Origin of the sequence: Mycobacterium kyorinense, from assembly GCF_002101735.1 — a bacterium.
Lineage (GTDB): Bacteria > Actinomycetota > Actinomycetes > Mycobacteriales > Mycobacteriaceae > Mycobacterium > Mycobacterium kyorinense.
In genome coordinates this window covers 24,395-48,276 of sequence record NZ_LQPE01000178.1, presented here as the reverse complement: position 1 = coordinate 48,276, position 23,882 = coordinate 24,395, and the positions used below count along the sequence as shown (strand labels likewise).

General features: G+C 66.8%; 24 protein-coding genes and 1 pseudogene. 5 read left to right on the top strand and 20 right to left on the bottom strand.

Translation table 11 applies throughout. The features are described 5' to 3' along the window. A pseudogene (locus tag AWC14_RS27750) lies at positions 1 to 1,171 on the top strand (HNH endonuclease signature motif containing protein); the annotation flags it as partial. Positions 1,172 to 1,420: 249 nt separating this feature from the next. Here AWC14_RS27750 and AWC14_RS27740 read toward each other — a convergent pair. The 4 genes from AWC14_RS27740 to aldR are packed head-to-tail and all read right to left on the bottom strand — an operon-like array spanning position 1,421 to position 4,301. Further along, on the bottom strand, positions 1,421 to 1,639 hold the full coding sequence (locus AWC14_RS27740) for a hypothetical protein (RefSeq protein ID WP_045383059.1): 219 nt from the start codon (positions 1,637 to 1,639) through the stop codon (positions 1,421 to 1,423). A 40-nt stretch (positions 1,640 to 1,679) separates the two neighbouring features. Continuing rightward, positions 1,680 to 2,159, bottom strand: coding sequence for an SRPBCC family protein (locus AWC14_RS27735; RefSeq protein WP_045383061.1), 480 nt, complete (start codon positions 2,157 to 2,159; stop codon positions 1,680 to 1,682). Continuing rightward, the gene (locus AWC14_RS27730) at positions 2,152 to 3,780 is read right to left on the bottom strand and encodes an AMP-binding protein (RefSeq protein ID WP_045383063.1); all 1,629 of its coding nucleotides are present in this window, start codon (positions 3,778 to 3,780) and stop codon (positions 2,152 to 2,154) included. Before AWC14_RS27730 ends, AWC14_RS27735 begins: the two co-directional genes overlap by 8 nt. A 5-nt stretch (positions 3,781 to 3,785) precedes the next feature. Then, complete coding sequence (aldR, locus tag AWC14_RS27725; protein ID WP_045383065.1) at positions 3,786 to 4,301, bottom strand: HTH-type transcriptional regulator AldR; 516 nt, start codon at positions 4,299 to 4,301, stop codon at positions 3,786 to 3,788. Between the two features lie 80 nt (positions 4,302 to 4,381). On the opposite strand from aldR, the gene ald reads away from it, so the two are divergent. Continuing rightward, the gene (ald, locus tag AWC14_RS27720; RefSeq protein WP_045383067.1) at positions 4,382 to 5,500 is read left to right on the top strand and encodes an alanine dehydrogenase; all 1,119 of its coding nucleotides are present in this window, start codon (positions 4,382 to 4,384) and stop codon (positions 5,498 to 5,500) included. Here the strand turns inward: ald and AWC14_RS27715 are convergent. The 6 genes from AWC14_RS27715 to AWC14_RS27690 form a co-directional block, all read right to left on the bottom strand. Then, entirely contained in the window at positions 5,489 to 6,502 is a 1,014-nt protein-coding gene (locus AWC14_RS27715; RefSeq protein WP_045383069.1) for a nitronate monooxygenase, read from the bottom strand. The two genes, ald and AWC14_RS27715, sit on opposite strands and share 12 nt — an antisense overlap. A 4-nt stretch (positions 6,503 to 6,506) precedes the next feature. Then, a complete protein-coding gene (locus AWC14_RS27710) occupies positions 6,507 to 7,853 on the bottom strand; it encodes a M16 family metallopeptidase (RefSeq protein ID WP_045383071.1) in 1,347 nt (448 codons plus the stop codon). Next, complete coding sequence (locus AWC14_RS27705; protein ID WP_045383073.1) at positions 7,831 to 10,095, bottom strand: polyribonucleotide nucleotidyltransferase; 2,265 nt, start codon at positions 10,093 to 10,095, stop codon at positions 7,831 to 7,833. The genes AWC14_RS27710 and AWC14_RS27705 overlap by 23 nt, the downstream gene beginning before the upstream one ends. 273 nt (positions 10,096 to 10,368) lie before the next feature. After that, positions 10,369 to 10,875, bottom strand: coding sequence for an LppU family putative lipoprotein (gene lppU / locus AWC14_RS27700; protein ID WP_045383075.1), 507 nt, complete (start codon positions 10,873 to 10,875; stop codon positions 10,369 to 10,371). A 13-nt stretch (positions 10,876 to 10,888) separates the two neighbouring features. Continuing rightward, positions 10,889 to 11,158 carry a 30S ribosomal protein S15 gene (rpsO, locus tag AWC14_RS27695; protein WP_045383077.1) on the bottom strand — a complete coding sequence of 90 codons (270 nt, stop codon included), beginning with the start codon at positions 11,156 to 11,158 and terminating at the stop codon, positions 10,889 to 10,891. 94 nt (positions 11,159 to 11,252) lie between these two features. Then, entirely contained in the window at positions 11,253 to 12,227 is a 975-nt protein-coding gene (locus AWC14_RS27690) for a bifunctional riboflavin kinase/FAD synthetase (RefSeq protein ID WP_045383079.1), read from the bottom strand. Between the two features lie 39 nt (positions 12,228 to 12,266). Between AWC14_RS27690 and mntR the strand changes: the two genes are divergently transcribed. Next, a complete protein-coding gene (gene mntR / locus AWC14_RS27685) occupies positions 12,267 to 12,965 on the top strand; it encodes a manganese-binding transcriptional regulator MntR (protein WP_045383081.1) in 699 nt (232 codons plus the stop codon). Between the two features lie 250 nt (positions 12,966 to 13,215). On the opposite strand, the gene AWC14_RS27680 is transcribed toward mntR, so the two are convergent. The 9 genes from AWC14_RS27680 to AWC14_RS27640 all read right to left on the bottom strand — a co-directional run bounded on the left by AWC14_RS27680 (position 13,216) and on the right by AWC14_RS27640 (position 21,933). Beyond that, entirely contained in the window at positions 13,216 to 14,055 is an 840-nt protein-coding gene (locus AWC14_RS27680; protein ID WP_045383083.1) for an SDR family oxidoreductase, read from the bottom strand. Positions 14,056 to 14,060: 5 nt separating this feature from the next. Further along, positions 14,061 to 15,677, bottom strand: a complete 1,617-nt coding sequence (locus tag AWC14_RS27675) for an acyl-CoA synthetase (RefSeq protein WP_045383085.1) — start codon at positions 15,675 to 15,677, stop codon at positions 14,061 to 14,063. Beyond that, positions 15,674 to 16,528: an alpha/beta fold hydrolase gene (locus AWC14_RS27670; protein WP_045383087.1), complete on the bottom strand. Its 855-nt coding sequence runs from the start codon at positions 16,526 to 16,528 to the stop codon at positions 15,674 to 15,676. Before AWC14_RS27670 ends, AWC14_RS27675 begins: the two co-directional genes overlap by 4 nt. Beyond that, complete coding sequence (locus tag AWC14_RS27665; protein ID WP_045383089.1) at positions 16,525 to 17,787, bottom strand: acyl-CoA dehydrogenase family protein; 1,263 nt, start codon at positions 17,785 to 17,787, stop codon at positions 16,525 to 16,527. The genes AWC14_RS27670 and AWC14_RS27665 overlap by 4 nt, the downstream gene beginning before the upstream one ends. Next, entirely contained in the window at positions 17,784 to 18,650 is an 867-nt protein-coding gene (locus AWC14_RS27660) for an SDR family oxidoreductase (RefSeq protein ID WP_045383091.1), read from the bottom strand. Before AWC14_RS27660 ends, AWC14_RS27665 begins: the two co-directional genes overlap by 4 nt. Before the next feature lie 19 nt (positions 18,651 to 18,669). Beyond that, complete coding sequence (locus AWC14_RS27655) at positions 18,670 to 19,545, bottom strand: MaoC/PaaZ C-terminal domain-containing protein (protein WP_045383093.1); 876 nt, start codon at positions 19,543 to 19,545, stop codon at positions 18,670 to 18,672. Position 19,546: 1 nt separating this feature from the next. Continuing rightward, the gene (locus AWC14_RS27650; protein WP_045383096.1) at positions 19,547 to 19,987 is read right to left on the bottom strand and encodes a type II toxin-antitoxin system Rv0910 family toxin; all 441 of its coding nucleotides are present in this window, start codon (positions 19,985 to 19,987) and stop codon (positions 19,547 to 19,549) included. A gap of 27 nt (positions 19,988 to 20,014) precedes the next feature. Beyond that, the gene (locus AWC14_RS27645) at positions 20,015 to 21,220 is read right to left on the bottom strand and encodes a lipid-transfer protein (protein WP_045383098.1); all 1,206 of its coding nucleotides are present in this window, start codon (positions 21,218 to 21,220) and stop codon (positions 20,015 to 20,017) included. A gap of 137 nt (positions 21,221 to 21,357) precedes the next feature. Next, positions 21,358 to 21,933: a TetR/AcrR family transcriptional regulator gene (locus tag AWC14_RS27640; protein ID WP_081968273.1), complete on the bottom strand. Its 576-nt coding sequence runs from the start codon at positions 21,931 to 21,933 to the stop codon at positions 21,358 to 21,360. Between the two features lie 169 nt (positions 21,934 to 22,102). Here AWC14_RS27640 and AWC14_RS27635 point away from each other — a divergent pair, with 169 nt between their 5' ends. After that, positions 22,103 to 22,345: a ribbon-helix-helix protein, CopG family gene (locus AWC14_RS27635; RefSeq protein WP_045383100.1), complete on the top strand. Its 243-nt coding sequence runs from the start codon at positions 22,103 to 22,105 to the stop codon at positions 22,343 to 22,345. After that, positions 22,342 to 22,776 carry a type II toxin-antitoxin system VapC family toxin gene (locus AWC14_RS27630; protein ID WP_045383102.1) on the top strand — a complete coding sequence of 145 codons (435 nt, stop codon included), beginning with the start codon at positions 22,342 to 22,344 and terminating at the stop codon, positions 22,774 to 22,776. The genes AWC14_RS27635 and AWC14_RS27630 overlap by 4 nt, the downstream gene beginning before the upstream one ends. Here AWC14_RS27630 and AWC14_RS27625 read toward each other — a convergent pair whose 3' ends face one another. After that, entirely contained in the window at positions 22,777 to 23,811 is a 1,035-nt protein-coding gene (locus AWC14_RS27625; protein ID WP_069601539.1) for an AraC family transcriptional regulator, read from the bottom strand. Between the last annotated feature and the right edge of the window lie 71 nt (positions 23,812 to 23,882).

The following is a 23,882-nucleotide window of genomic DNA, read 5'->3' as shown; positions in this document are numbered from 1 at the left end:
CGGCCGTGACATCATCGACTCCTTCCCTGATCCAGTGGACCAAGATCAGAAGCCTCCAGAAAAGCGGGGGAACCTCAGGCTGCGAATCAGCTGCGCCGAGGCCCGCCGCCGCGTGCGCGACGCCGCCCAACTGGCCCCGCGCACCACCCTGACCGGCGAGGTACTGCCGCCTGACCTGCCGGCCACCGCCACTGTGTGGCGCGACGGGCAGCTCGACACCCACCACTTGCGCGTCATCCAAAGCTTCATGCGCGACCTGCCCGCCGACACCCCACCGGCCATCGTCAAAGAGGCCGAAGCGTTTCTGGCCGAGCAGGCCATCGAACTGCGCCCCGACCAGCTGGCCAAGGTCGCCGACCGCTACGCCATCGCCATCAACCCCGACGGCAATTTCTCCGACGAGGATCGCTCCCGCCGCCGCGGCTTTAGCTGGAGCCCGCAACGCCGCGACGGCATGAGCATCGCCAAGCTGACCGCCACTCCCGAACTGCGCGCCAACCTCGAAGCCTGGTTCGCCCGCTTCGCCGCCCCCGGCATGTGCAACCCCGACGACCCCCAACCCTGCACCGCCGGCGAGCCGCCCGACGAGCTGGCTCGCACCGATGCGCGCGGGCACGCCCAACGCCAACACGACGCGCTCAATGCCCTGATCCGCGGCCAACTCGGTGACCCCAAGCTCGGCGTGCACAAGGGATTGCCCGTCACCGTCATCGTCTCCACCACACTGCACGAGCTCACCGCGGCCAGCGGACACGCAGTCACCGCCGGCGGTACCTTGCTGCCGATGCGCGATCTGATCCGCATGGCCAGCCACGCCTACCATTACCTGGCGGTCTTCGACCAGCACCAAAACCGCCCGCTGTATCTGGGTCGCACCAGACGGATTGCCTCACCCGACCAACGCCTGGTGCTCTACGCCCGGGACCGCGGCTGCACCCGCCCGAACTGCGACGTGCCCGCGTACTGGTCGGAAGCCCACCACGTGAACAGCTGGGCCCGCGGCGGCACCACTGACATCACCAACCTGGCTCTGGCCTGCAAACCCGACAACGAGATCGCCGAAAACGGTTGGCTGACAATACAATCAGCCGACGGTCAAACCCAATGGATCCCCCCGCCACATCTCGACCACGGCCAGCCCCGCGCCAACAACTACCACCACCCCGAGCGCTGCCCCGGCCGGATCAACAACCGCACGAGTGGGAGAACAGCAGCGCCGGCCACGAGACGATTGACGCCATCAGCCTCACCAACGCCTCGTTGCCCTGCTCGACCTGTACTTGATGCAGTCCCTCGCCGTACGCACCCGACACGACGGCGCCGACGATCAGGTAGGGAATGGCCGCCAGCAGCGCAATTTCGACGAGCGCGCCGATGGTGACGGGATAGTTCAGCACCTTGCGCACGATGGTGGACAGCATCAGGTACACCCCGCTAATCCCAGCGCGGGCCACAGCAGGATCGAGAAAAGTAACGACATCATCAGGTCCACGCCCTGCAGCTGATCGAGGTGAGCGGCGTGGGTACTGGTCCAGACGATGCCCATAGCCAGGTACGGAAGGCCCAACACCACACCGATGCAGAGGATTTCGACGATGGTCAGCTGAAAGCTCAGCAACCGTTCGATCGCGGTGAGCACGCCGCTATGTTAACGGCCATTCTCCTCGATCGTCGCGGATTCAGTTCGACCGTCCGACCTCGGCACGTTCCTTCAATCGCTGCAAGGTGAGGCGGATGTGCTCGGCGTTGGCGGCGGTCCGGTCGCGGACACCGGTAGTCAACGGCGTGACCCGGCGGATCCAGCGCCATCTGTGGTCCCAGGTGCTCTCCGTGACGCGGCACCCGCCGTCGACGGCGACGAAGTCGTATTGCCAACGCGCCACCGGGATCACCCCGGAGCGCACCTCGAAGGCGAATACCCGGCCGGGCTCGGCGTCGGTGACCGTGCACGTCGTGCTCCAGCGCCGGCCACCGTTGCGGTTGGCGCCAGTGAACACCGCCCCTGGGCGGGCGGCATCACCCTTGCGCCATTGCATCGCGACGGTCTCCTCGGCGATCGACGCCAGCGTCGGCAGGTCGGTGACCAGCTCGTACACCGCCTCGGAGCTGGCGTTGATCTGCACGGTGGCCGTGGCGGACGGCGATTCGGCTTCAGTCATCGGGTGATGATAAGCCCAGCAATCGGATGCTCTCCTCGCGCATGTCGACCTTGCGGATTTTGCCGGTGACCGTCATCGGAAATGCGTCGACGACGAGCACGTAGCGGGGAATCTTGTAGCGCGCCAGCTCGCCCGTCGCGAAGGCGCGCACCGCCTCGGCGTCGAGCGGCGGCCGCCCGGCCTTCATCCGGATCCACGCGCAGCTCTCCTCGCCGTAGCGCTCGTCGGGCACGCCGACCACCTGCGCCTCGTCGATGTCGGGATGAGTCAGCAGAAACTCCTCGATCTCCCGCGGGTACACGTTCTCCCCGCCGCGGATCACCACGTCCTTGAGGCGCCCAACGATGTTGCAGTATCCGTCTTCTCGCATCACAGCAAGGTCGCCGCTGTGCATCCACCCGTCGCCGTCGATCACGTCGCGGGTGTGGGCGTCGTCGCGCCAGTAGCCCAGCATTACCGAGTAGCCGCGAGCGCAGAACTCCCCCGGCTGCCCGCGCTCGAGAACCTCGCCGGTATCCGGATCGACGACCTTGATCTCCACATGCGGGTGCGCCCGGCCGACGGTCGCCGTGCGCCGCTCGAGGTCGTCGTCGATGAGTGTTTGGCACGACACCGGCGAGGTTTCCGTCATGCCGTAAGCGATGGCCACCTCGGTCATATTCATCTCGGCCACACAGCGTTTCATCACTTCCACCGGACAGACCGACCCCGCCATGATTCCGGTGCGCAGCGACGACAGGTCGAACGCGGAAAAGTCAGGATGACCCAGCATCGCGATGAACATCGTCGGCACGCCGTAGACGCCCGTGCACCGTTCGGCGTCGATCGCCGCCAGGGTGGCCCCCGCGTCGAACACCGGCGCAGGTATCACCATGGTGGCGCCGTGCGTGGTGCACCCGAGGTTGGCCAGCACCATTCCGAAGCAGTGGTAGAACGGCACCGGTATGCAGAGCCGATCGGCAGGCCCCAAGCCGATCAGCTCGGTGGTGAAAAAGCCGTTGTTGAGGATGTTGCGATGCGACAGCGTCGCGCCCTTCGGGAACCCGGTGGTGCCCGACGTGTACTGGATGTTGATCGGATCGCGGTTGTTCAAAGACGCGCTGCGGCTGCGTAGTTCGTCGACGGGGACGCTTAATCCGCGCTCGCGCAGGGCGTCCCAGTCGTCGGTATCGAGGAAGACGACGTCAGTGAGGCTGCCGCACCCGCGCCGCACCTCGTCGACCATGCGGGCGTAGTCCGACGTCTTGAACGCGGTTGCCGAAATCAGCGTCCTGACACCGGATTGGTTGAGCGCGTAGGCCAATTCGTGGGTGCGGTACGCGGGATTGATGTTGACCAAGATGGCGCCGATCTTGGCAGTGCCGTACTGCACGATGAGCCACTCGGCGCAGTTGGGCGCCCAAATGCCAACCCGCTCACCGCGTTGCACGCCGAGCGCGATCAGCCCCCGGGCGATCAGGTCGACCTCGGCATTGAGCTCGCCGTAGGTCCACCGACGCTGCCGGGCCACCTCGACCAGCGCTTCGGCGGCCGGATCCGCCGCCACCGTGCGCTCGAAATTCGCCCCGATCGTCTCCTCGAGGATCGGCGGGTCGGTCGGGCCGGCGTCGTACGACTTCATCGGCGTCAGATCGGTGCCGCCCCACGCAGATGCTCGAAGATCAATGACGTCTGCGTGCCGGCGACGTCGGCGTCGGCGTTGAGATTTTCGACGACGAACGCGCGCAGGTCCTCGGTGTCGCGGGCGGCGACGTGCAGCAGGAAGTCGTCGGGCCCGGCCAGGAAATAGACGTCCATCACCTGCGGTTTGCGCCGGATCTGTGCAATGAAGCTGCGGATCTTGCCGCGGGCGGTGGACTGCAGGTTGACCGAAATCATTGCCTGCAAGGGCAATCCGACCGCCACCGGGTCGACGTCGGTGTAGAAGCCGCGGATAACGCCCAGGTCCAGCAACCGCCGCAGCCGACCGTGGCAGGTCGACGGAGCCAGCCCGATCTTCTCGGCCAAAGCGCTGTTGGTCATCCGCGCGTCGGCGTGCAGCAGGCTCAGGATCTTGCGATCGACCTCGTCCAGGTCGACCGGCCGAATATTCTTCGGTGAGCTACCAACCCCGCCCGCCGGATCCGTTGTCTGCGCCGGCATATCCCGACTCTACAGAATTATCATCGCCGGGTTTGTCGGCTTGTCGAACTTTCTTCACAATTAAGGAAGAAGGAGCCATCATGCGAGTCGGCATTCCCAGCGAGACCAAGAACAACGAGTTCCGGGTGGCGATCACCCCCGCGGGGGTGGCCGAACTGAGCCGCCGCGGCCACGACGTGCTCGTTCAAGCGGGCGCCGGCGAGGGCTCGGCAATCAGCGACGGCGACTTCAAGGCGGCGGGCGCGCAACTGATCAGCACCGCCGAGCAGGTGTGGGCCGACGCCGACCTGTTGCTCAAAGTCAAGGAGCCCACCCCGGCCGAGTACTCCCTCCTGCGGCGCGGGCAGACGTTGTTCACTTTCCTGCACCTCGCCGCGTCCCGAGCCTGCACCGATGCGCTGCTGGCTTCGGGCACCACGTCGATCGCCTACGAAACGGTCCAGACCGCCGACGGCGCGCTGCCCCTGCTCGCACCGATGAGCGAGGTTGCCGGGCGACTGTCCGCCCAAGTCGGCGCCTACCACCTGATGCGCACCCGCGGCGGCCGCGGTGTGCTGATGGGCGGCGTGCCGGGCGTCGAGCCGGCCAATGTGGTGGTGATCGGCGGCGGCACCGCCGGCCACAACGCCGCCCGGGTGGCCAGCGGGATGGGCGCCACCGTCGCCGTTCTCGACGTCAACATCGACAAGTTGCGCGCCCTGGACGCCGAATTCCGCGGCCGGGTGCACACCCGCTACTCGTCGGCCTACGAACTCGAGGATGCCGTGCGGCATGCCGACCTGGTCATTGGAGCGGTGCTGGTGCCGGGCGGCAAAGCTCCCACCGTGGTGACGAATTCGCTTGTCGCGCAGATGAAGCCGGGTGCGGTGCTGGTGGACATCGCGATCGACCAGGGCGGCTGCTTCGAGGATTCGAGCCCGACCACCCACGACCACCCGACGTTCGTCGTCCACGACACCTTGTTCTACTGCGTGACGAACATGCCCGCCTCCGTGCCCAAGACCTCGACGCAGGCGTTGACCAACGCCACCATGCCCTATGTGCTCGCGCTGGCCGACCGTGGTTGGCGCGCCGCGTGCGGGTCGGATCCCGCACTGGCCAAGGGCCTTTCGACGCACGACGGCGCGCTGCTTTCCGAACGGGTGGCCGCGGACCTGGGTTTGGGGTTCACCGATCCGGCCGGTGTGCTAGACGAGTGAGGCGACGATGTCCGCGGCAGGTCCGCTCCGGGCGGAGGCGAATGCCGTTCCGGCCCAGAGGTTTGTGCCATGCGGGTCGTCGGCCTCGACCGCGGCCCGACGGATCGGCGACGTCATCTGGTTGACCTCGGGGTAGCCCAGTGGCGCGATGTCGTCGAGCAGGCGCGTGAAGTCGTTCTCCAAGCCGCGCGCATACCGTCCCGAGAAGGCCCGGGTGACCGTCGTCTTGCCGAACTGCGGGTTCTGCAGGGCGGTTCGGTGCGCGAAGTTCGTCCCGGCCTCGTCGGACAGCAGCAGCGCCGTGCCGACTTGGGCGGCCACTGCTCCCCTGCGCAAGACTCGGTCGACGTCTTCGGCGGTGCCCAGGCCACCGGCGGCGATCAGCGGAACCTTGTGCGCGGCGCCGATCCGGTCCAGCAGTTCGCTCAGCGGTTCCTCACCGGGCGGCATATCAGGCGCAAACGTTCCGCGATGCCCGCCGGCGCCCGGCCCCTGCACCACCAGCCCGTCGGCGCCCGCGGCCACCGCAATGCCCGCTTCGTACGCAGACGTGACCGTGATCAGCAGCACGATCCCCAGCGCCCCGAACCAGCGCAAGACATCCGGTGGCGGCGCGCCGAACGTGAACGACACCACCTCGGGGCGCACATCGGCGATGACCTCGAGCTTGCGCTGCCAGTCGTCGTCGCTGAACCGGGGCCGGCCCACCTCGACCTCGTAGTGCTCGGCGAGCTCGTCGAGCGCCTCGGCGTAGTGGTCCAACTGGACGTAGTCGGCCGCACTGGGTTGCGGCACAAACAGGTTCGCGCCGATCGGCCCGTTGGTCGCGGCCCGCGCGGCCTCGATGTCGTCGGCGAATTTCTCGGCGGACACGTAGCCGCCGGCGACGAAGCCCATGCCGCCGGCATTCGACACCGCCGCGGCCAGCTCCGGCGTCCCGGGGCCGCCGGCCATCGGCGCCCCGACCACCGGCACCGCGAGATCCCAGAAACCCAAGACCATGGAGCTACTGTACTATCGCCCGAAGCCGTTGCGGCAGTGATCGTTTCGAGTGGTGCGGACCGACGACGGCCACACCGTAGGGCTTGGTCAGCAGTCGCCGGGCCACCGCGTTGACCTCGTCGACGGTGACCTGGTCGAGCTCGCGCAGAGTCTGCTCGATGCTGCGGTGCTCGCCGTAATTCAGTTCGCTGCGGCCGATCCGGTTCATCCTCGAACTGGAGTCCTCCAGCCCGAGCACCAGCCCGCCGCGCAGCGACCCCTTGGCGATCCGGCACTCGGATTCGGTGATACCGTCGCGGGCCACCGACTCCAGCACGTCGCACGTCACGCGCACCACCTCGTCGAACCGCTCGGGCAGGCAAGCGGCGTACACCGACAGCGCGCCGCTGTCGGCGAAGACGTCCAGCGACGAGTAGACCGAGTAGGCCAGGCCGCGCAACTCGCGAACCTGTTGGAACAAGCGGGAACTCAAGCCGCCGCCGAGCGCGGTGTGCAGCACCGACATCGCCCAGCGATGCTCCCAATGCCGGCCCGGCGTGCGCACCCCCAACGACAGATGGGTCTGCTCGGCGTCCCGGTTCGCCACCGCCAGCCGAGGTCGCCCGGTCACCCGTCCGGTGCCCTTGCGCGGCGCCACCGGCCGCCGCCCGCGCACCAGCCGCGCCCCGAAGTGTTCGCGGACCAACGCCACCACCTCGTCGTGGTCGACGTTGCCGGCCACCGCGACCACCATCCGCTCGGGGGTGTAGCGGCGCAGGTGAAACGAATGCAGCTGAGTGCGCGTCATCGCCGACACCGACGCGACGCTGCCGATCACCGGGCGGCCCACCGGATGATCGCCGAACAACGCGGCCAGGAACAGGTCGGCCAGCGCGTCCTCGGGGTCGTCGTCGCGCATCGCGATCTCCTCGAGCACGACGTCGCGTTCCAGCTCGACGTCCTCGGCCGCGCAGCGCCCGTTGAGCACCACGTCGGCGACCAGGTCGACGGCCAGCTCCAGGTCGCTGTCGAGCACGTGCGCGTAGTAGCAGGTGTGCTCCTTGGCGGTGAACGCGTTGAGCTCGCCGCCGACGGCGTCCACCGCCTGCGCGATGTCGACCGCGGTGCGCGTCGGGGTGGCCTTGAACAGCAGGTGTTCCAGGAAGTGCGCTGCGCCGGCGACGGTGGCGCCCTCGTCGCGCGAGCCGACGCCCACCCAGACACCCACCGACGCGGATCGCACCGCGGGCAGGTATTCGGTGACCACGCGCAGACCGCCCGGCAAGGTGGTGCGACGCACCGCGGCCGACGGCTCGGCGCCGGTCCTGCCGCGGCGCAACCCGCCGGTCTTAGCTGCCGGTGGTCGCGGCATCGGCCGGCGCGGCCCCCGAATCGGCTGAGCCCTCGGAGGCGGCGTCGTCGGCGACCAAGATCAGCGAGATCTTGCCGCGCTTGTCGATGTCGGCGATCTCCACGCGCAGCTTGTCGCCGACGTTGACGACGTCCTCGACCTGGGCGATGCGCTTGCCCTTGCCGAGCTTGGAGATGTGCACCAACCCGTCCCGGCCCGGCAGCAGCGACACGAACGCGCCGAAATCGGTTGTCTTGACCACGGTTCCGAGGAACCGCTCGCCCACCTTGGGCAGCTGCGGGTTGGCGATCGCGTTGATCTTGTCGATCGCGGCCTGCGCCGACGGGCCGTCGGTGGCGCCGACGAACACGGTGCCGTCGTCCTCGATGGAGATCTGCGCGCCGGTTTCCTCGGTGATCGCGTTGATGATCTTGCCCTTGGGTCCGATCACCTCGCCGATCTTGTCGACCGGAACCTTGATCGTGGTGACCCGCGGCGCGTACGGGCTCATCTCATCGGGACGGTCGATGGCCTCGGCCATCACCTCCAGGATGGTCAGCCGGGCGTCGCGGGCCTGCGACAGTGCACCGGCCAGCACCTGCGACGGAATCCCGTCGAGCTTGGTGTCCAGCTGCAGCGCGGTGACGAAGTCCTTGGTGCCGGCGACCTTGAAGTCCATGTCGCCGAACGCATCTTCGGCGCCCAGGATGTCGGTCAGCGTGACGAACCGGCGCTCAGTACCGCCGCCTTCGATCTCGACGTCGTCGGAAACCAGGCCCATCGCGATGCCGGCCACCGGCGCCTTGAGCGGAACCCCGGCGTTGAGCAACGCGAGCGTCGACGCGCACACCGAGCCCATCGACGTCGAACCGTTGGAGCCCAACGCTTCCGAGACCTGGCGGATCGCGTACGGGAATTCCTCGACGCTGGGCAGCACCGGCACCAGCGCCCGCTCGGCCAGCGCGCCGTGCCCGATCTCGCGGCGCTTGGGCGAGCCGACCCGGCCGGTTTCACCGGTCGAATACGGCGGGAAGTTGTAGTGGTGCATGTAGCGCTTGGTGGTTTCGGGCCCCAGCGAATCGATCTGCTGGGCCATCTTCATCATGTCCAGCGTGGTGATGCCCAGGATTTGGGTCTCGCCGCGCTCGAACAAAGCACTGCCATGTGCCCGCGGAACCACCGCGACTTCGGCTGAAAGAGCGCGGATGTCGGTGATGCCGCGGCCGTCGATGCGGAAGTGGTCGGTCAGGATGCGTTGGCGCACCAGCTTTTTGGTCAGCGCGCGGAAGGCCGCGGCGACCTCTTTCTCCCGTCCGGCGTAGGTGTCGGCGAGCCGCTCGAGCACCTCGGCCTTGATCTCCTCGGTGCGGTTGTTGCGCTCGGTCTTGCCGGAGATGGTGAGCGCCTTGGCCAGCTCGTCGGTGGCCACCGAGGACACCGAGTAGTACACGTCGTCGCCGTAGTCGGGGAACACCGGGTACTCGGCGGTCGGCTTGGCGGCAGCGTCGGCGAGTTCCTGCTGGGCGGCGCACAACGCGGCGATGAACGGCTTGGCGGCCTCCAGGCCTTGCGCCACAACGGTTTCCGTCGGCGCCTGTGCGCCGCCGTCGATCAGTTCGACGACGTTCTCGGTGGCCTCGGCCTCGACCATCATGATCGCGACGTCGCCATCGTCGAGCACTCGGCCGGCCACCACCATGTCGAACACCGCACGCTCGGTCTGCTCGACGGTCGGGAAGGCCACCCAGGTGCCGTCGATCAGCGCGACCCGCACCCCGCCGACGGGACCGGAGAACGGCAGGCCGGCCAGCTGGGTGGAGGCCGACGCGGCGTTGATCGCCAGCACGTCGTAGAGGTCGTTGGGATCCAGGCTCAGGATGGTCACCACGATCTGGATCTCGTTGCGCAGGCCGTCGACGAACGACGGGCGCAGCGGGCGGTCAATGAGCCGGCAGGTCAGAATCGCGTCGGTGGACGGCCGGCCCTCGCGGCGGAAGAACGACCCGGGGATGCGCCCGGCGGCGTACATGCGCTCCTCGACGTCGACCGTCAGCGGGAAGAAGTCAAAGTGCTCCTTGGGGCTCTTGCTGGCGGTGGTCGCCGACAGCAGCATGTTCTCCTCGTCGAGGTAGGCGACGACGGAGCCGGCGGCTTGCTGGGCCAGCCGGCCGGTTTCGAAGCGAACGGTGCGGGTGCCGAAGCTCCCATTGTCGATGACGGCGGTCGACTCGAACACGCCTTGTTCAATTTCAGCTACAGACATGACGTCCGTGCGGCCTCTCTGGGTTGATTCAGCTGTTTTGCGTGGTCACGCACAGCCCGCAGAGCCTGGCCTGGATACGGCTACGGCCGTCGATCGAAGCGGCCGGAAGAATCCCGGCCGCCACTACCGAAGACCGCCCGATACAGACGTGGCTTTCCTTTTCGGGTCCCGTCGTGACATTGCTGGGACGGTGCGCGCGGGTCGCGCGAACCGCACCTGCTCGGGCCGATCCGGCCCAGAACGTCCTCACTCTACACGCCGACCTGGTCATTCCTAGGCCATGTCCTCCACACAGACCGCGAACCGCCGCTCGGAGTAGGCGTAGCCGACGCCGCTGGCGCACTGGTCGACGCTGACCGGGTCGTCGAGATTGCGGAGGATCTGGGTGGCGCGCTGGCGGTGCGGCGCCGATGTGTCGTTGCAGTCGACGCGGACCGGGTCGGCGTTGTGCTGCGGGTCGACGCTCATGCAGCCGCCGACCACCCAGTCGATGTCCAGGCAGGCGGTGTTGTTGGAGTCGCTGAACGTGTTGCGCATCGAATATGACGAGTCCACGTCGGCCGGGCACTGTTCGCGGTCGGCAACTCTGGCCGCGACCTTGAAGTTCGACATCCGGCTGCCGCACGCCACCTTGGCTGCCTCCGGCCGGTCGGCGGTGCCACCCAGCCGCAGACAATCGCCGACCTTGAGGTCCGCGGCGTTGGCCGCCGACGCCGTACAGCCCGTCAGCCCCCCGAAGATTGCGAGTGCGGTGATGATGGCCGCGGGCCACGCGCGCATGGCGGCGATTGGGTCAGCGACGCAGACCCAGCCGCTCGATGAGCGAGCGGTACCGCTCCACATCGATCTGGGCCACGTACTTGAGCAGGCGGCGGCGCCGGCCCACCAACAGCAGCAGCCCCCGCCGCGAGTGGTGGTCATGCTTGTGCACCTTGAGGTGCTCGGTCAGGTCCGCGATCCGCCTGGTCAGCAGCGCGACCTGCGCCTCCGGCGATCCGGTGTCGGTCTCATGCAGGCCGTATTGGCCCAGGATTTCTTTTTTCTGCTCGGCTGTCAGCGCCACGAAATATCTCCATCAATCGGTCCGCGATCCTTGAATTCGGCGCGGCCGCCGCGAACTGCAGCACGCGCCGTGTCGTCGGGCAGTTTAGCAGCGGTCAACTGGCGGTCAGCAGGGCGCGCGCCCGTTCGGTGTCGGCGCCCATCGCGGCGATGAGGTCGTCGGCCGATTCGAACTTCTCCTGGCCGCGGATCCGGGCGACGAAGTCCAGCGCCACATGCTGGCCGTACAGGTCGGCGGTGGTGTCGAGCACGAACGCCTCGACCGTGCGGGTGCGGCCGGAGAACGTCGGGTTGGTGCCCACGGACACGGCGGCCTGGTAGCGCTCGCCGGGTACCACGGTGCCGGTCACCGGTCCATGGCCGAGCACGGTGAACCAGGCGGCATACACCCCGTCGGCCGGGATGGCCGAATACATCGGCGGGGCCACGTTGGCGGTGGGAAAGCCCAGCTTCTTGCCCCGTCCGTCGCCGCGCACGACCACGCCCTCCACCCGGTGCGGGCGGCCCAGCGCCTCGGCTGCGGCCACCACGTCGCCGGCGTCGACGCAGGACCGGATGTAGGTCGACGAGAACGTGACCGTCTCGCTGTCGTGGTGCTCGGACACCAGCGACATCGACTCGACCGCGAACCCGAACCGCTCACCGGCCCGGCGCAACGTCTCGACCGTGCCCGCAGCTTTCTTGCCGAACGTGAAGTTCTCGCCGACGACCACCTCCACCACGTGCAGGTGCTCCACCAGCAGCTCGTGGATGTAGCGCTCCGGCGTCAGCTTCATGAAGTCCGTGGTGAACGGCATCACCAGGAACACGTCGATGCCGAACTCCTCGGCCAGCTCGGCGCGCCGGGTCAGCGTGGTCAGCTGCGCCGGATGGCTGCCAGGGAACACCACCTCCATCGGATGCGGATCGAACGTCATCAGCACGGTCGGCACGCCGCGCGCCCGGCCCGATTTCACCGCATGCGCGATCAGCTCCGCGTGGCCCCGATGCAGCCCGTCGAACACCCCGATGGTGAGCACGCATCTGCCCCAGTCAGTGGGTATCTCGTCCTGGCCCCGCCACCGTTGCACAACCGCAAGCCTACGGCGCGAAGGCTTAAACTTCGGTTTGTGCGTCCCGATGACGAGCCTGGCGAGCTCACCCCCGTTGCCCAGGACTACCTGAAGGTCATCTGGAACGCCCAGGAGTGGTCGCCGGACAAGGTCAGCACCAAGATGCTGGCCGACCGGATCGGGGTGTCGGCCAGCACCGCGTCGGAGTCCATTCGCAAGCTCGCCGAGCAGGGCTTGGTCGACCACGAGAAGTACGGCGCGGTGACCCTGACCGAGTCCGGGCGCCGCGCGGCACTGGCGATGGTGCGCCGGCACCGGCTGCTGGAGACCTTTCTGGTCAACGAGCTCGGCTACAGCTGGGACGAGGTGCACGACGAGGCCGAAGTGCTCGAGCACGCGGTGTCCGACCGGCTGATCGCCCGCATCGAGGCCAAGCTGGGATATCCCCAGCGCGATCCTCACGGCGACCCGATTCCGGGCTCCGACGGCCAGGTGCCGACCCCGCCGGCACATCAGCTTTGGGCATGCCGCGACGGCGACGCGGGCACCGTGGCGCGGATCTCGGACGCCGATCCGGAGATGCTGCGCTACTTCGACAGCATCGGTATCAGCCTCGACTCACGGCTGCGGGTGCTGGCCCGCCGCGAGTTCGCCGGGATGATCTCGGTGGCGGTCGAATCCCGCGACGGCGAGCCCACCACCGTCGATCTGGGCAGTCCCGCCGCGTGCGCGATCTGGGTAGTGGACTGCAGCTGAGCTTCCCTCCCGCGATCAACGCGGTAGCTGCGTCAGCCCGCTTATTGCTGCACCCATCAGCCTCCCGTGAATCCCACGGGGGAGCCCCATTCGGTTGTCAGGTGACGTAAGTCGTTGCACCGCAACGGTTTGCGGCTCGGTATGCCGCACTGCGGGATCCGCGCCAGCGCCCCGCCGGTGAACGGTGCCGTCAGCTCGCATATCTCACCGCGGCCTGGCGGCGCATGGCTCCTGAGTTCCTCGATGATGCTCACGGCGGGGTGGTGTTCGCCCGGGCATGGTAGGCGTCGCGGGTGGCTTGGTCCACGTTCAAGTAGAGCCGGTCGGTGTGCATCCACCGGTGCAGGGCGCGACGCGGCCGTTCGGGAATCGCGTTCGACGCGCGCAGAACACGCCCGAGGCGCCCGGGCGCGTACGTCAGCGCTTTGTTGCGTTGGACGGCGTGTACGACCGCGTGTGCGATGTCGTCCGGCTCCACCGATCCAAATTTCTCGACGACGGCCGGGAGCTGTAATCCCGCCGACAGTTCGGTGTGGACGATCCCCGGTAGCACCGCCGAAACCCGGATCCCGATGGGCGCCAGCTCTTCTCGCAAAGCGAGGGTGAACCCGACGACGCCGAACTTGGTGCCGCAGTAGGTGGCGACGCCGGGGAACCCCGCGGCGCCTGCCATCGATGCGACGTTCACGATGTGGCCGCTGCCCCGTTTGACGAACGTTTTGGCCGCCAGTTGCGCGCCGGTGATGACGCCGCCGAGGTTGATTGCGATCATTTTGTCGGTGGTCGTCCGCTGCTCGTCAAGGAAGTCGCCGGTGAGCATCACGCCGGCGTTGTTCACCAGGATGTCGACGGGTCCGAGTTCGGCCTCGGCGTCAGCGAGGAATGCGGCGAACGAGTCCGGGGCGGTCACATCGAGCGGCAGCGCGATCGCCGCACCCGCCACGGTGGCCGCCGACTCCTTCGCCAGGTCGAGGTCGAGGTCGCCGATCGCGACGCTCGCGCCTCGGGCCGCGAAGGCTTTCGCGGTCGCGAGCCCGATTCCGCGGGCAGCACCGGTGATCGCGACAACCTTGGGATCTGATCGGGCCATCGCCGCTACCCCCCGGCCAGCTGGTTCCGCAGCAGTTTGCCGGTCGCGTTATGAGGCAACTCGTCGACGAACAGCACATCGCGAGGCACCTTGTGCCGGGCAAGATTCGCTTTCACGTAAGCCTTGATCTCGTCGGCGTCGCGATTGCAGGACGGTGCCGGCACGATGAAGGCGCGCAACCGTTTCCCGAACTCGGGATCGTCCACCCCGATGACCGCGGCCTCGCGGACGTCGTCTCGATCGGCCAGCAGGTTCTCGACTTCCAGCGGGAAGACGTTCTCGCCACCCGAGACGATCATGTCGTCGTCGCGACCGTCGACAAACCACAAGCCGTTTTCGTCGAAATGCCCGACGTCCCCGCTCGACAGCAGGCCGTCGACGATCTCCTTGTGCCCCCCGCCGGTATAGCCTTTGAAGCTCAGCCCGCTGGAGACGAAAATCGTTCCGGTGACCCCCGGTTCGGTAATACGTTGGCGCTCTTGGTCGTAGAGCCTCACGCGGCACCCCACCGGCGGCCGGCCCACCGTCCCCGGGGCTTCGCGCAGTTCTTGCGGCGTGGCCACCGTGGCGATGGAAACCTCGGTCGAACCGTACAGGTTGTAGAGCACGTCACCGAAGATCGCCGCGGTGCGCTTGCAGAGGTCGGGCGAGAGCGAGGATCCCGCGGCGAAGATGATCTTTACCGACGACGTGTCGTATTTCGCGTGCACGTCGGGCCCCAGTTCCACGATGCGGTGCAGCATCGTCGGCACCAGGACCACGGTGCTTGCCCGATGTTCGGCAATGAGCTGCAGGGTTCTTTCCGGATCGAAGCGCCGCCGCAGCACGACCCGGTTGCCCAGCGCGAGGCCGAGCGTGAAGACGGCCAATCCGGTGGCGTGGAACAACGGTGCTGCGACGCAATATGTTTCGCGCGAGGGCCAGGGTATGCGGTCCAGCAGCTGCGCCGATTGCAGAGGATCGATGCGGTCCCGCGGTGCGCCCTTGGGTGTGCCAGTGGTTCCGCTGGTCAACAGCACGATGCCGCCGGGATTCGGCGGTGCGGCCACCGGCGTCACCGGTTGGCCTTCGATGAGGTTCTCGATTGTCGTGGAACCGTTGGCTGCGTCGTCAATCCAAGTCAGGATGCGTGGTATCTCGGACGGTATCGCGTCAAGCAGGCCCGCGAACTCATTGTCCATCAATACGATGCTCACGCCTTCGCGGGCGGCGACATCGGCGAATTGCGGTTTGGCAAAGCCGGTGTTCATCAGGACAAGTCGCGCGCCGACCTTGTTGGCCGCGATGACGGTCAGGGCCAGCCCGCGGTGGTCGCGGCACAGTGCCGCGACCACGTCGCCCGCGCCGACTCCGAGGTGGCGCAGCCCGCGCGCCAGCGCGTTGGACCGCTCGTCGAGCTGCCGGAAACTCAGCGTGCCCTGCTCATCGAGGATCGCCGGCGCATCGCCGTACCGCGCGGCGGCATGGTTCACCACGCCGGCGAACGGACCGTAGCGGTGGAAGCTGAAAAGCGACCGCGCGATGTGATCGGGTCGCCGCGGCTCGACGATGCCGCTGCGCAGCAACACACGCGCACTCTTGGCGTATTCCCGCAGCTTCTCGACAGTCACGCGGTTGTTCATCCGGCCGACTCCGTGGGCTTTGCGGCGCGGCCACACAGCTCCAGGATGAGCCGGGTGACCTCGTCCGGGTTGTCCAGCTGCGGGCAGTGTCCGGACCGCGGCAGGATCACCAACTCGCTGCCCGGGATCTGTTGGTGCAGAGTGCGACTCGAATGCACCGGGATGATGCGATCCCGCGCGCCGTGCACGACGACGGTCGGGCAGCTGACCCGCACGCCGCGGTGTGCGTCAGCGGATTCAAAGGCGTACCGGAAGGCGTCGCGTCCCAGCGCCGCGACATCGGATGGCCGCGACACCAGCTGTGTCCAATACGCCACGACGTCGGGATCCGCTTTGCTTCCAGGCCCGTAGAGCACCTTCGGCGCGGCGTGGCGGGTCGCCCAGCGCAGCGTCCGCATGGGTATCGGGAACCGGCTCACACGTGTCCAGAACGCCTCGGGCATTTCACGGGCGCGGGCCCGACGGGCCAACCAGTGCCGGGCGTTGAGTGGATCAGCAGCCGCAAGCAGCGCTTTCACCGACCTATTGCGGCCGGCGGCGCGGACCGCGGTCGCCGCACCAAGCGAATTGCCTGCCAGGACAACCGGACCGGTCTCGGCGAGGAGTGCGTCGACGAACGCGTCGAACTGCGGCACCATCGGCCCGGGCAACCGTGCGTCGGCCTGGCCGAAGCCGGGCAGGTCGACTGCGATCCCACGATGCCCGGCCGCCGCCAGCCTGGTGAGCACCGGCCGCCAGGTGTCGGCGCTGTCGGCGAACCCGTGCAGCAACACGATCGGCGTCCCACTGCCGGGCACCGACAGCACCCGGGTGCCGACCCCGTTGTAGCTCGCCCGGGTCTCGGTGATCATCCGGCCAGCAGGCCCTTGGCGATGTGGGTGACCTGAACTTCGTTGCTGCCGGCGTAGATCATGAGCGACTTGGCGTCGCGGGCCAGTTGTTCGACCCGGTATTCGGCCATGTAGCCGTTGCCGCCGAACAGCTGCACGGCGTCCATCGCGACGTCGGTGGCCGCCTCCGAGGAGTACAGCTTGATCGCCGATGCCTCGGCCAGCGACGGCATCTTGCCGGCCTGTAGCTTCTCCAGCGTCGCAAATACCATGTTCTGCACGTTGATCCGCGCCACCTCCATCTTGGCCAGCTTGAGCTGGATCAGCTGGAACTGCCCGATGTTCTGCCCCCACAGGGTGCGGGTTTTGGCGTAATCGACGCAGAGCCGGTGACATTCGTTGATGATCCCGAGCGCCATCAGCGCGACGCCCACCCGTTCGGCCGCGAAGTTCGCGCGGGCGCTTTCGCGGCCGTCCCCAGAGCTGTGCGCTTCGGTCTCACCGAGCAGACGGTCCGGGGTCAGCCGCACGTTGTCGAAGAACAATTCGCCGGTGGGCGAGGACATCATGCCCATCTTCTTGAACGCCTTGCCCTGGGTCAGCCCCGGCATTCCCGAATCGAGCACAAAGGTGAGCACCGGGCGGTTGCGCCGGTCGACCGACGAGCCGTCGTCGAGTTTGGCGTAGACGATCAGCACGTCGGCGTGCGGGCCGTTGGTGATGAATGTTTTCTGCCCGTTGAGGATGTAGTCGTCGCCGTCACGCTCGACGTGAGTTTTCATGCCGCCGAACGCATCCGAGCCGGCGTCGGGTTCGGTGATGGCCCAGGCAGCGATCTTCTCCAGCGTCACCAGCTCGGGTAGCCACCGCTCCTTTTGCGCCAGCGTGCCGCGGCTCATGATGGTGGCCGCCCCCAGGCCGATGCTGACCCCGATGGTGCTCAGCAGCCCGATGCTGACCCCGGCCAGCTCGGACACCAGCACCGCGGCCATCGAGGCCTGCGCACCGATGTCCCCCAAACCGGACGATCCCTCGCGCTTCTCCGGTCGAGTTTCGCCCGCGGCGATCGCGGCCGCTTTGGCGCGCTCCTTGTCCAGGATGGTCTTGATGGCCTCGGCGGCGATCACGTCCAGGCCGAACTCGCTGAACAGCTTGCGCGCAATCGGATACGGCGACAGCTCACCGCTTTCCAGCCCGTCGCGGTGCGGCTGGATCTCTTTGTCGATGAACTCGCGGACGCTCTCGCGAATGAGCTCGTCGGATTCCGACCATTCGATCATGCCAACCTCGCCGCGATGTCGTCGATCAGCCAGAGGCCGTCGGTTTCAATGGTTTTCACGTCGTGCCAACCGGCCAGCTCGGAGATCGCGCCGCCCTGCACCGCAAACACCTTCCCGGTGAGCGAACACTTCTCCGACGCCAGGTAGGCCACCAGCGGCGAGATGTTGGCCGGGCTGAACAGGTCCACCTCTCCCTCTTCCGGTTCACCCATCAGCTCCCCCATGCCCGGCGTGGCCAGGGTGAGCCGGGTACGGGCGATCGGCGCGATCGCGTTGACCCGCACCCCGTATCGGTCCAACTCCTCCGCCGCGATCAACGTCATCGCGGCAATGCCCGCCTTCGCCGCCCCGTAGTTCACCTGTCCAGCGTTCGCGACCGTCAAACCCGATCCCGACGCGGTGTTGACGACGGCGGCGTTGGGCTGGTTACCGGCCTTGCTCTGCGCCTTCCAGTAGGCCGCAGCGTGGTGCAGCATCGCGACGTGGCCCTTGAGGTGCACGGCGATAACGGCGTCCCATTGGGATTCCTCCAACCCGGCGATGAAGCTGTCCCGCAGAATTCCGGCGTTGTTGACCAGCACGTCCAACCCACCGAACTCGTCGATGGCCTGTTGCACAACGCTTTGCGCGCCGTCCCAGGTGGCGATGTTGTCGGTGTTGGCGACGGCGATGCCGCCCGCGGCAAGGATCTCGTCGACGACGTCGCGCGCCGGTCCCGCATCGGCGCCCTCGCCGGTGTTGCTGCCGCCCAGGTCGTTGACGACCACGCTGGCGCCCTCGGCCGCGAACAGCAGCGCGTGCTCGCGGCCGATGCCGCGGCCGGCGCCGGTGATGACGGCGATCCGTCCGTCCAAAACTCCCACGTTGTGTACTCCCGTCGAATTAGTCGGCGATGACGGCCAGGCCGTCGGTGATGGCGAACTCCTCGCCGGCATCCCCATTGCGTGCGGTCTCGAACGCGTACGTCGTCGCGCCGCCGGCACGGCCCGCCTGCCAGATCCGGGTTTCCAAATCATCCCCGGGGAAGACCATCTTGGAGAACCGCACCGCAAACCTCTTGAGGCGGTTGACGTCTGATCCGCCGACCTCGGTGAGCACCGCCCATGAGGTGAACGCCATGGTGCACAAGCCGTGGGCGATGATGCCCGGCAGCCCGGCGTCGCGGGCCACCTCCTCGTCGAGGTGGATCGGCATCGGATCACCCGCGGCCGGCGAATACCGGAACGTCTGGTCGGCGTCGACGTGTTGGACGATCTTGGCCAGCGGCGGCAGATCGTGCAACGCGTCGTCGAACTTGTGGCTCGGGCTGAGCTCGCCCACCTTCTTACCGGCGTTGTGGCCGCGGAAGAAGCACGTCACGTACTGCTCGTTGACCAATTCGCCGTCCTCGGTGCGGCATTCGAGGTAGACCGCTGCGCGGGTGCCCTTCTCCAACCCCTCGTAGCCGATCATTTTGCCCCGGGAGACCAGCTTGTCGCCGGGCCGGATCGGCCGGTGGAAATGGAAGTCCTGCTCGCCGTGCACCACCCGCGGGATCAGCTCGACCGGTGCGACGTCCACGGTCGGGGTAAGCAGTGACTCGAACACCGGCACGATGGCGAACACCGGCGGCGCGACGTCACCGGCCAGGTGCGCCGGGATCGGGTCGTTGGTCGCCTTCGCGTACTCGACGAGCCGCTCCCGCGTGACTTCGAACCGGTCCTCATCGGTCCACGTGTTCAAACCGTCGTCGTCAAAGGCTAATTCGTCGTCGGCCACCTCAGACCTCCGCGGAGGCCAGCGCGTCGAGCTGCTCCAACGACTTGTCGAGTTGCTTGGCGCCGTCCTTCTCGACCGCCTTGGCCAGCGCCCCTTTGACCAGGGCGCCCTCGAAATCACCGGCCACGCTGAACTCCGAGCCGTCACCGGACGGTGTCACCGTGAACTCGAAGAAAGCCGTGACACCGGCCATTCCGGTCCCCGAAAGCGCGAACGTGGTCGGCGCGTCCAGCTTCTCGATCTTCCATTCGATCTTGTTGGCCATGCCGAGCATGACGATCTTGGCGGTGAGCGTGGTTCCGACAGTGATCGTCTCCGGCACGTCGCACAGCCACTTTTCGTGGACGGTTAACCATTTGTCCCAGTTGGCGACGTCGGACACGATCGCCCACAGCGCTTCGGGGCTGGCCGACAGTTTCTTGGTGGCTTCGATGTGTCCCATGGTGTTTGCTCCTTGATGGTCGGATTTTCAGCGCTCGGCGCGTTGGTAGGCGGTGACGACGGCGGCGCCGCCGAGACCGATGTTGTGTTGCAGCGCCGCGGCGACGCCGTCGACCTGGCGTTGATCGGCGGCGCCCCGCAGCTGCCAGGTCAGCTCGGCGCACTGCGCCAAACCCGTTGCCCCCAAAGGGTGTCCCTTGGAGATCAGCCCGCCGGACGGGTTGACCACCCAGCGTCCGCCGTAGGTGGTGTCGCCGTTGTCGATCAACTTGGGGGCCTCGCCCTCACCGCACAGCCCGAGTGCCTCATACAACAGCAGCTCGTTGGCCGAGAAGCAGTCATGCAGTTCGATGACTTGGAAATCCTGCGGACCCAAACCGGATTGTTCGTACACCCGTTGTGCGGCAGCCACGTTCATGTGGTAGCCGATCAGTGCCTTGCACGTGCCGTCGAAGGTGTTCGCGAAATCCGTGGTCATCGCCTGCCCGACGATCTCCACCGCCTGCGACGCGAGACCGTGCTCGTCGACGAAGGTCTCGGACGCCAGGATCGCCGCACCGGATCCGTCCGAGGTCGGCGAACACTGCAACTTGGTCAGCGGTTCGTAGATCATCCGGGCGGCCAGGATGTCGTCGAGCGAATACTCCTCCTGGAACTGCGCGTACGGGTTGTTCACCGAATGCTTGTGGTTCTTGTAGCCGATCTTTGCGAAATGCTCGGCGGTGGAACCGTATTGCTTCATGTGCTCACGACCGGCCGCGCCGAACATCCACGGCGCCGGCGGAAACAGCACCTCGGAGATCTCCGCCATCGCCAAGATGTGCTTGTCCATCGGCTGAGCGCGGTCGTCGTAGGACGCTTCCAGCGAGCCGGGTTTCATCTTCTCGAAACCCAACGCGATCGTGCAGTCCGCCAGTCCGCCGCGAATCGCCTGCGCGGCAAGGTAAAGCGCCGTCGAGCCGGTGGAGCAGTTGTTGTTGACGTTGACCACCGGGATGCCGGTCATGCCCAACTCGTAGAGTGCCCGCTGACCCGAGGTCGACTCGCCGTAGACGTAGCCGACGTAGCCCTGCTCCACCAGGTCGTAGCTGATGCCCGCATCCGCAAGCGCCTTGGTGCCCGATTCGCGGGCCATGTCCGGGTAATCCCACGCCGACCCATCGTCACCCCGCCGCCGGCCCGGCTTCTCGAACTTCGTCATGCCGACGCCCACGACGTAGACCTTGTTGGACATCACGCTCCCTTCAGCGGGCCGGTTGCCTGGCACAAAAACATACACACTTGCTTGTATCTTTGCAAGCAAGTGTGTATGCGCTGGTCACGGCGGATCGATAGGTCCGTACGAGGTCACGAACGAACGTGCGCGGCTGCTCAATCCAACGCCGGCAAAACCGCAGCAGCGATTTCGCGCAAATGGGTGCAGGCACGCCCCCAGCGCCGCCGGGCACGTTCGGTGTCCTGGTCGACGAAGCTCGCGACCAGGATCCCGCGCAGCGCATCCATTGCGGTGTAGACGATGTTTGCGAGTTCCTTCGGGGCCGGGTGTTCTGGTAGCACTTGGGAAATCGCCGCGACCAGCGCACTGTCGACGACCGGTTCCACTCGCTCGATCTGTCGCGCGAGCACGCGGTCGGTGCGCGCGGCAATCCAAAGTTCCATCGACGCAACGAATAACGGCCCCTGGTGGACCTCCCACAGGAAGTCCAGCACCGCCGCAACAGGGTCCGGGCTGTCGTGCAGCCGGCCGAGTTCACGGATCGCGGCTTGCGCGCGCTGTTGTGCCAGGTGCTCAATGGCCGCTACCACCAGATCTTCTTTTGACCGGAAGTGGTGGACCTGGGCTCCGCGGGTGACTCCGGCCATCTCGGCGATCCGTGGTGTCGTCGTTCCGGCGTAACCGTGGGTGACCAGGCACTCGACCGTCGCATCCAGCAGACGGGTGCGCATCGCCGCGCTGCGCTCCGCCTGCGTGCGCCGCGCTGCCACACCGTCACCGTTCGCCGCCACCGCTGACCCGCCTCTCGGACTTTCCTTCGGCGTCAGCAGCCATAATACATGCACCGTTGCATGTAAGTTCGATTCCGCATCTGCATTATGGCGCTGGTACCATAACCTTATGGCACTCAAGAAGACGACGGTGATGGTCGACGAGAACGACCTTGCGGTGATCAAGGAAGCGGCCGCGCGTGAGGGGCGGCCCGAATCGGAGTACTTTCGCGAAGCCTTCCACCTCGCCGCACTGAAGGCTCGTCGCTGGCCCGACAAGTGGGACATTCCCACGCTGGATTTTGGGCATCCGGTGACTGCTGAGGAGATCCATCAGGTGGTCGCCGACGCTGTTGCAGACAGCGCGGAATGATCGTTGTGGGGGACACGTCCGGGCTTGTGGTTGCCTTCAACTCCGCTGACCCGGAACACATGGCGGCACGGAAGGTTCTGATCGAGGCGGCACTCACCGTGATCTCCCCGCTGGTTTTCCTCGAGATCGAACACGTCATCACCCGAAATGTCGGTCGGCGGGAGGCACTCGCGACCAACGATTGGCTGCTCGCGCAGGAGCGCACCGGCCGCGTTGCGGTCCCGGCCGTTTCGGCGCCCACCCTGCGGACCGCGCGAAGTATCCAAAACCGTTACGACGCTTTGCGTCTCGACCTCACCGACGCGGTCTCCGTCGTGCTGGCCGAGCAGTACGAAACCGACGCGGTGCTCACATTTGACCGGCGAGATTTCCGTGCCGTCACTCCCCTGACGGGCGCACAAGCGTTCCGACTGCTGCCCGACGACAGGTAGTCACGACGCACGTCGGCGATGCTTGCTGGGCGGTTTGCCGCGCATGCGGATGAAGGCGCGGGTGAACGCGGCCGTCTCCGAATACCCGAGTTGCCGCGCTGTTTCCTCGACGGTGAGGCCCGATTCAAGCAACACCGACGCGAGAGTCACGCGGACCTCGTCGACGAGTGCGCGATAACTCGTGCGTTCGGCCGCGAGACGACGATGCAACGTGCGTTCGGTGATGCAGAACTCCTCGGCGACTGCGGCCATCGACGGCAGCTCACCGGGATCGCGGATGAGCCGGGTGCGCACCAACGCAGCCATACCCCGGCGCTGGCGGCGCTGCGCTAACAGGTCTTCGCATTGTTCTACACACACCGCCGCGGTGGCGGCATCGGCCGCCGGCATTGCGAGCTGCAGCAGCTCCGTCGGTATGGTGATCGCGGTGCGGGTCGACGACGTATCGAACTCGATTGTCAGCCCGGGAATCTCGAACCGGTCCACCGGCAAGTCGATGCCCGCCGACTCGACCTTCGGCGCCACGGGTGATTCCAGTTGTCCGACCAGCAGCGGTGCCAGATTGGTGAGGGCGAACATGTCACGTTCGAGCATGAACTGCCGCACATCGGCCGGAACGTGGCTGGTGTCGAACTCGAGGACAGCGCCGGCATGCGTGTCGTGGCGGGTCAGACGAAGAAAGGTCGACGACAACGTCGCATAGCGGCAAGCCACGTTGACCGCATCACCGATCGTCGGACTGGCCAGCAACGCGTAGCCGAGTACGCCCATGTTCGCAAAGTTGTACTGTAATCCGACATCACGAGCGAACTCACGCGAATCGCCGACGCGGGCAAGGGCATTACGAATCATCGTAAGCTCTTGGCCCGCCTGCACTTCGATTGTGTTGTCCGCGATGTCGGCAACCGTCAAGCCAGTGCCCGTGAGGCATTCGACGGCGGCGATGCCGTGCAGCCGCGCCGCTTCCAGCAGGTGCCGGCAGGTCGCGGCCGGCCGGGGAACGTCCCATTCCACGTCCGAGCTGTCGACCCGCATGTGTCCGAACATATCAATTGGCGTCGCGTACGGATGGTTCCGGCGCATTGCACCAGCTCACTTAGGATCGA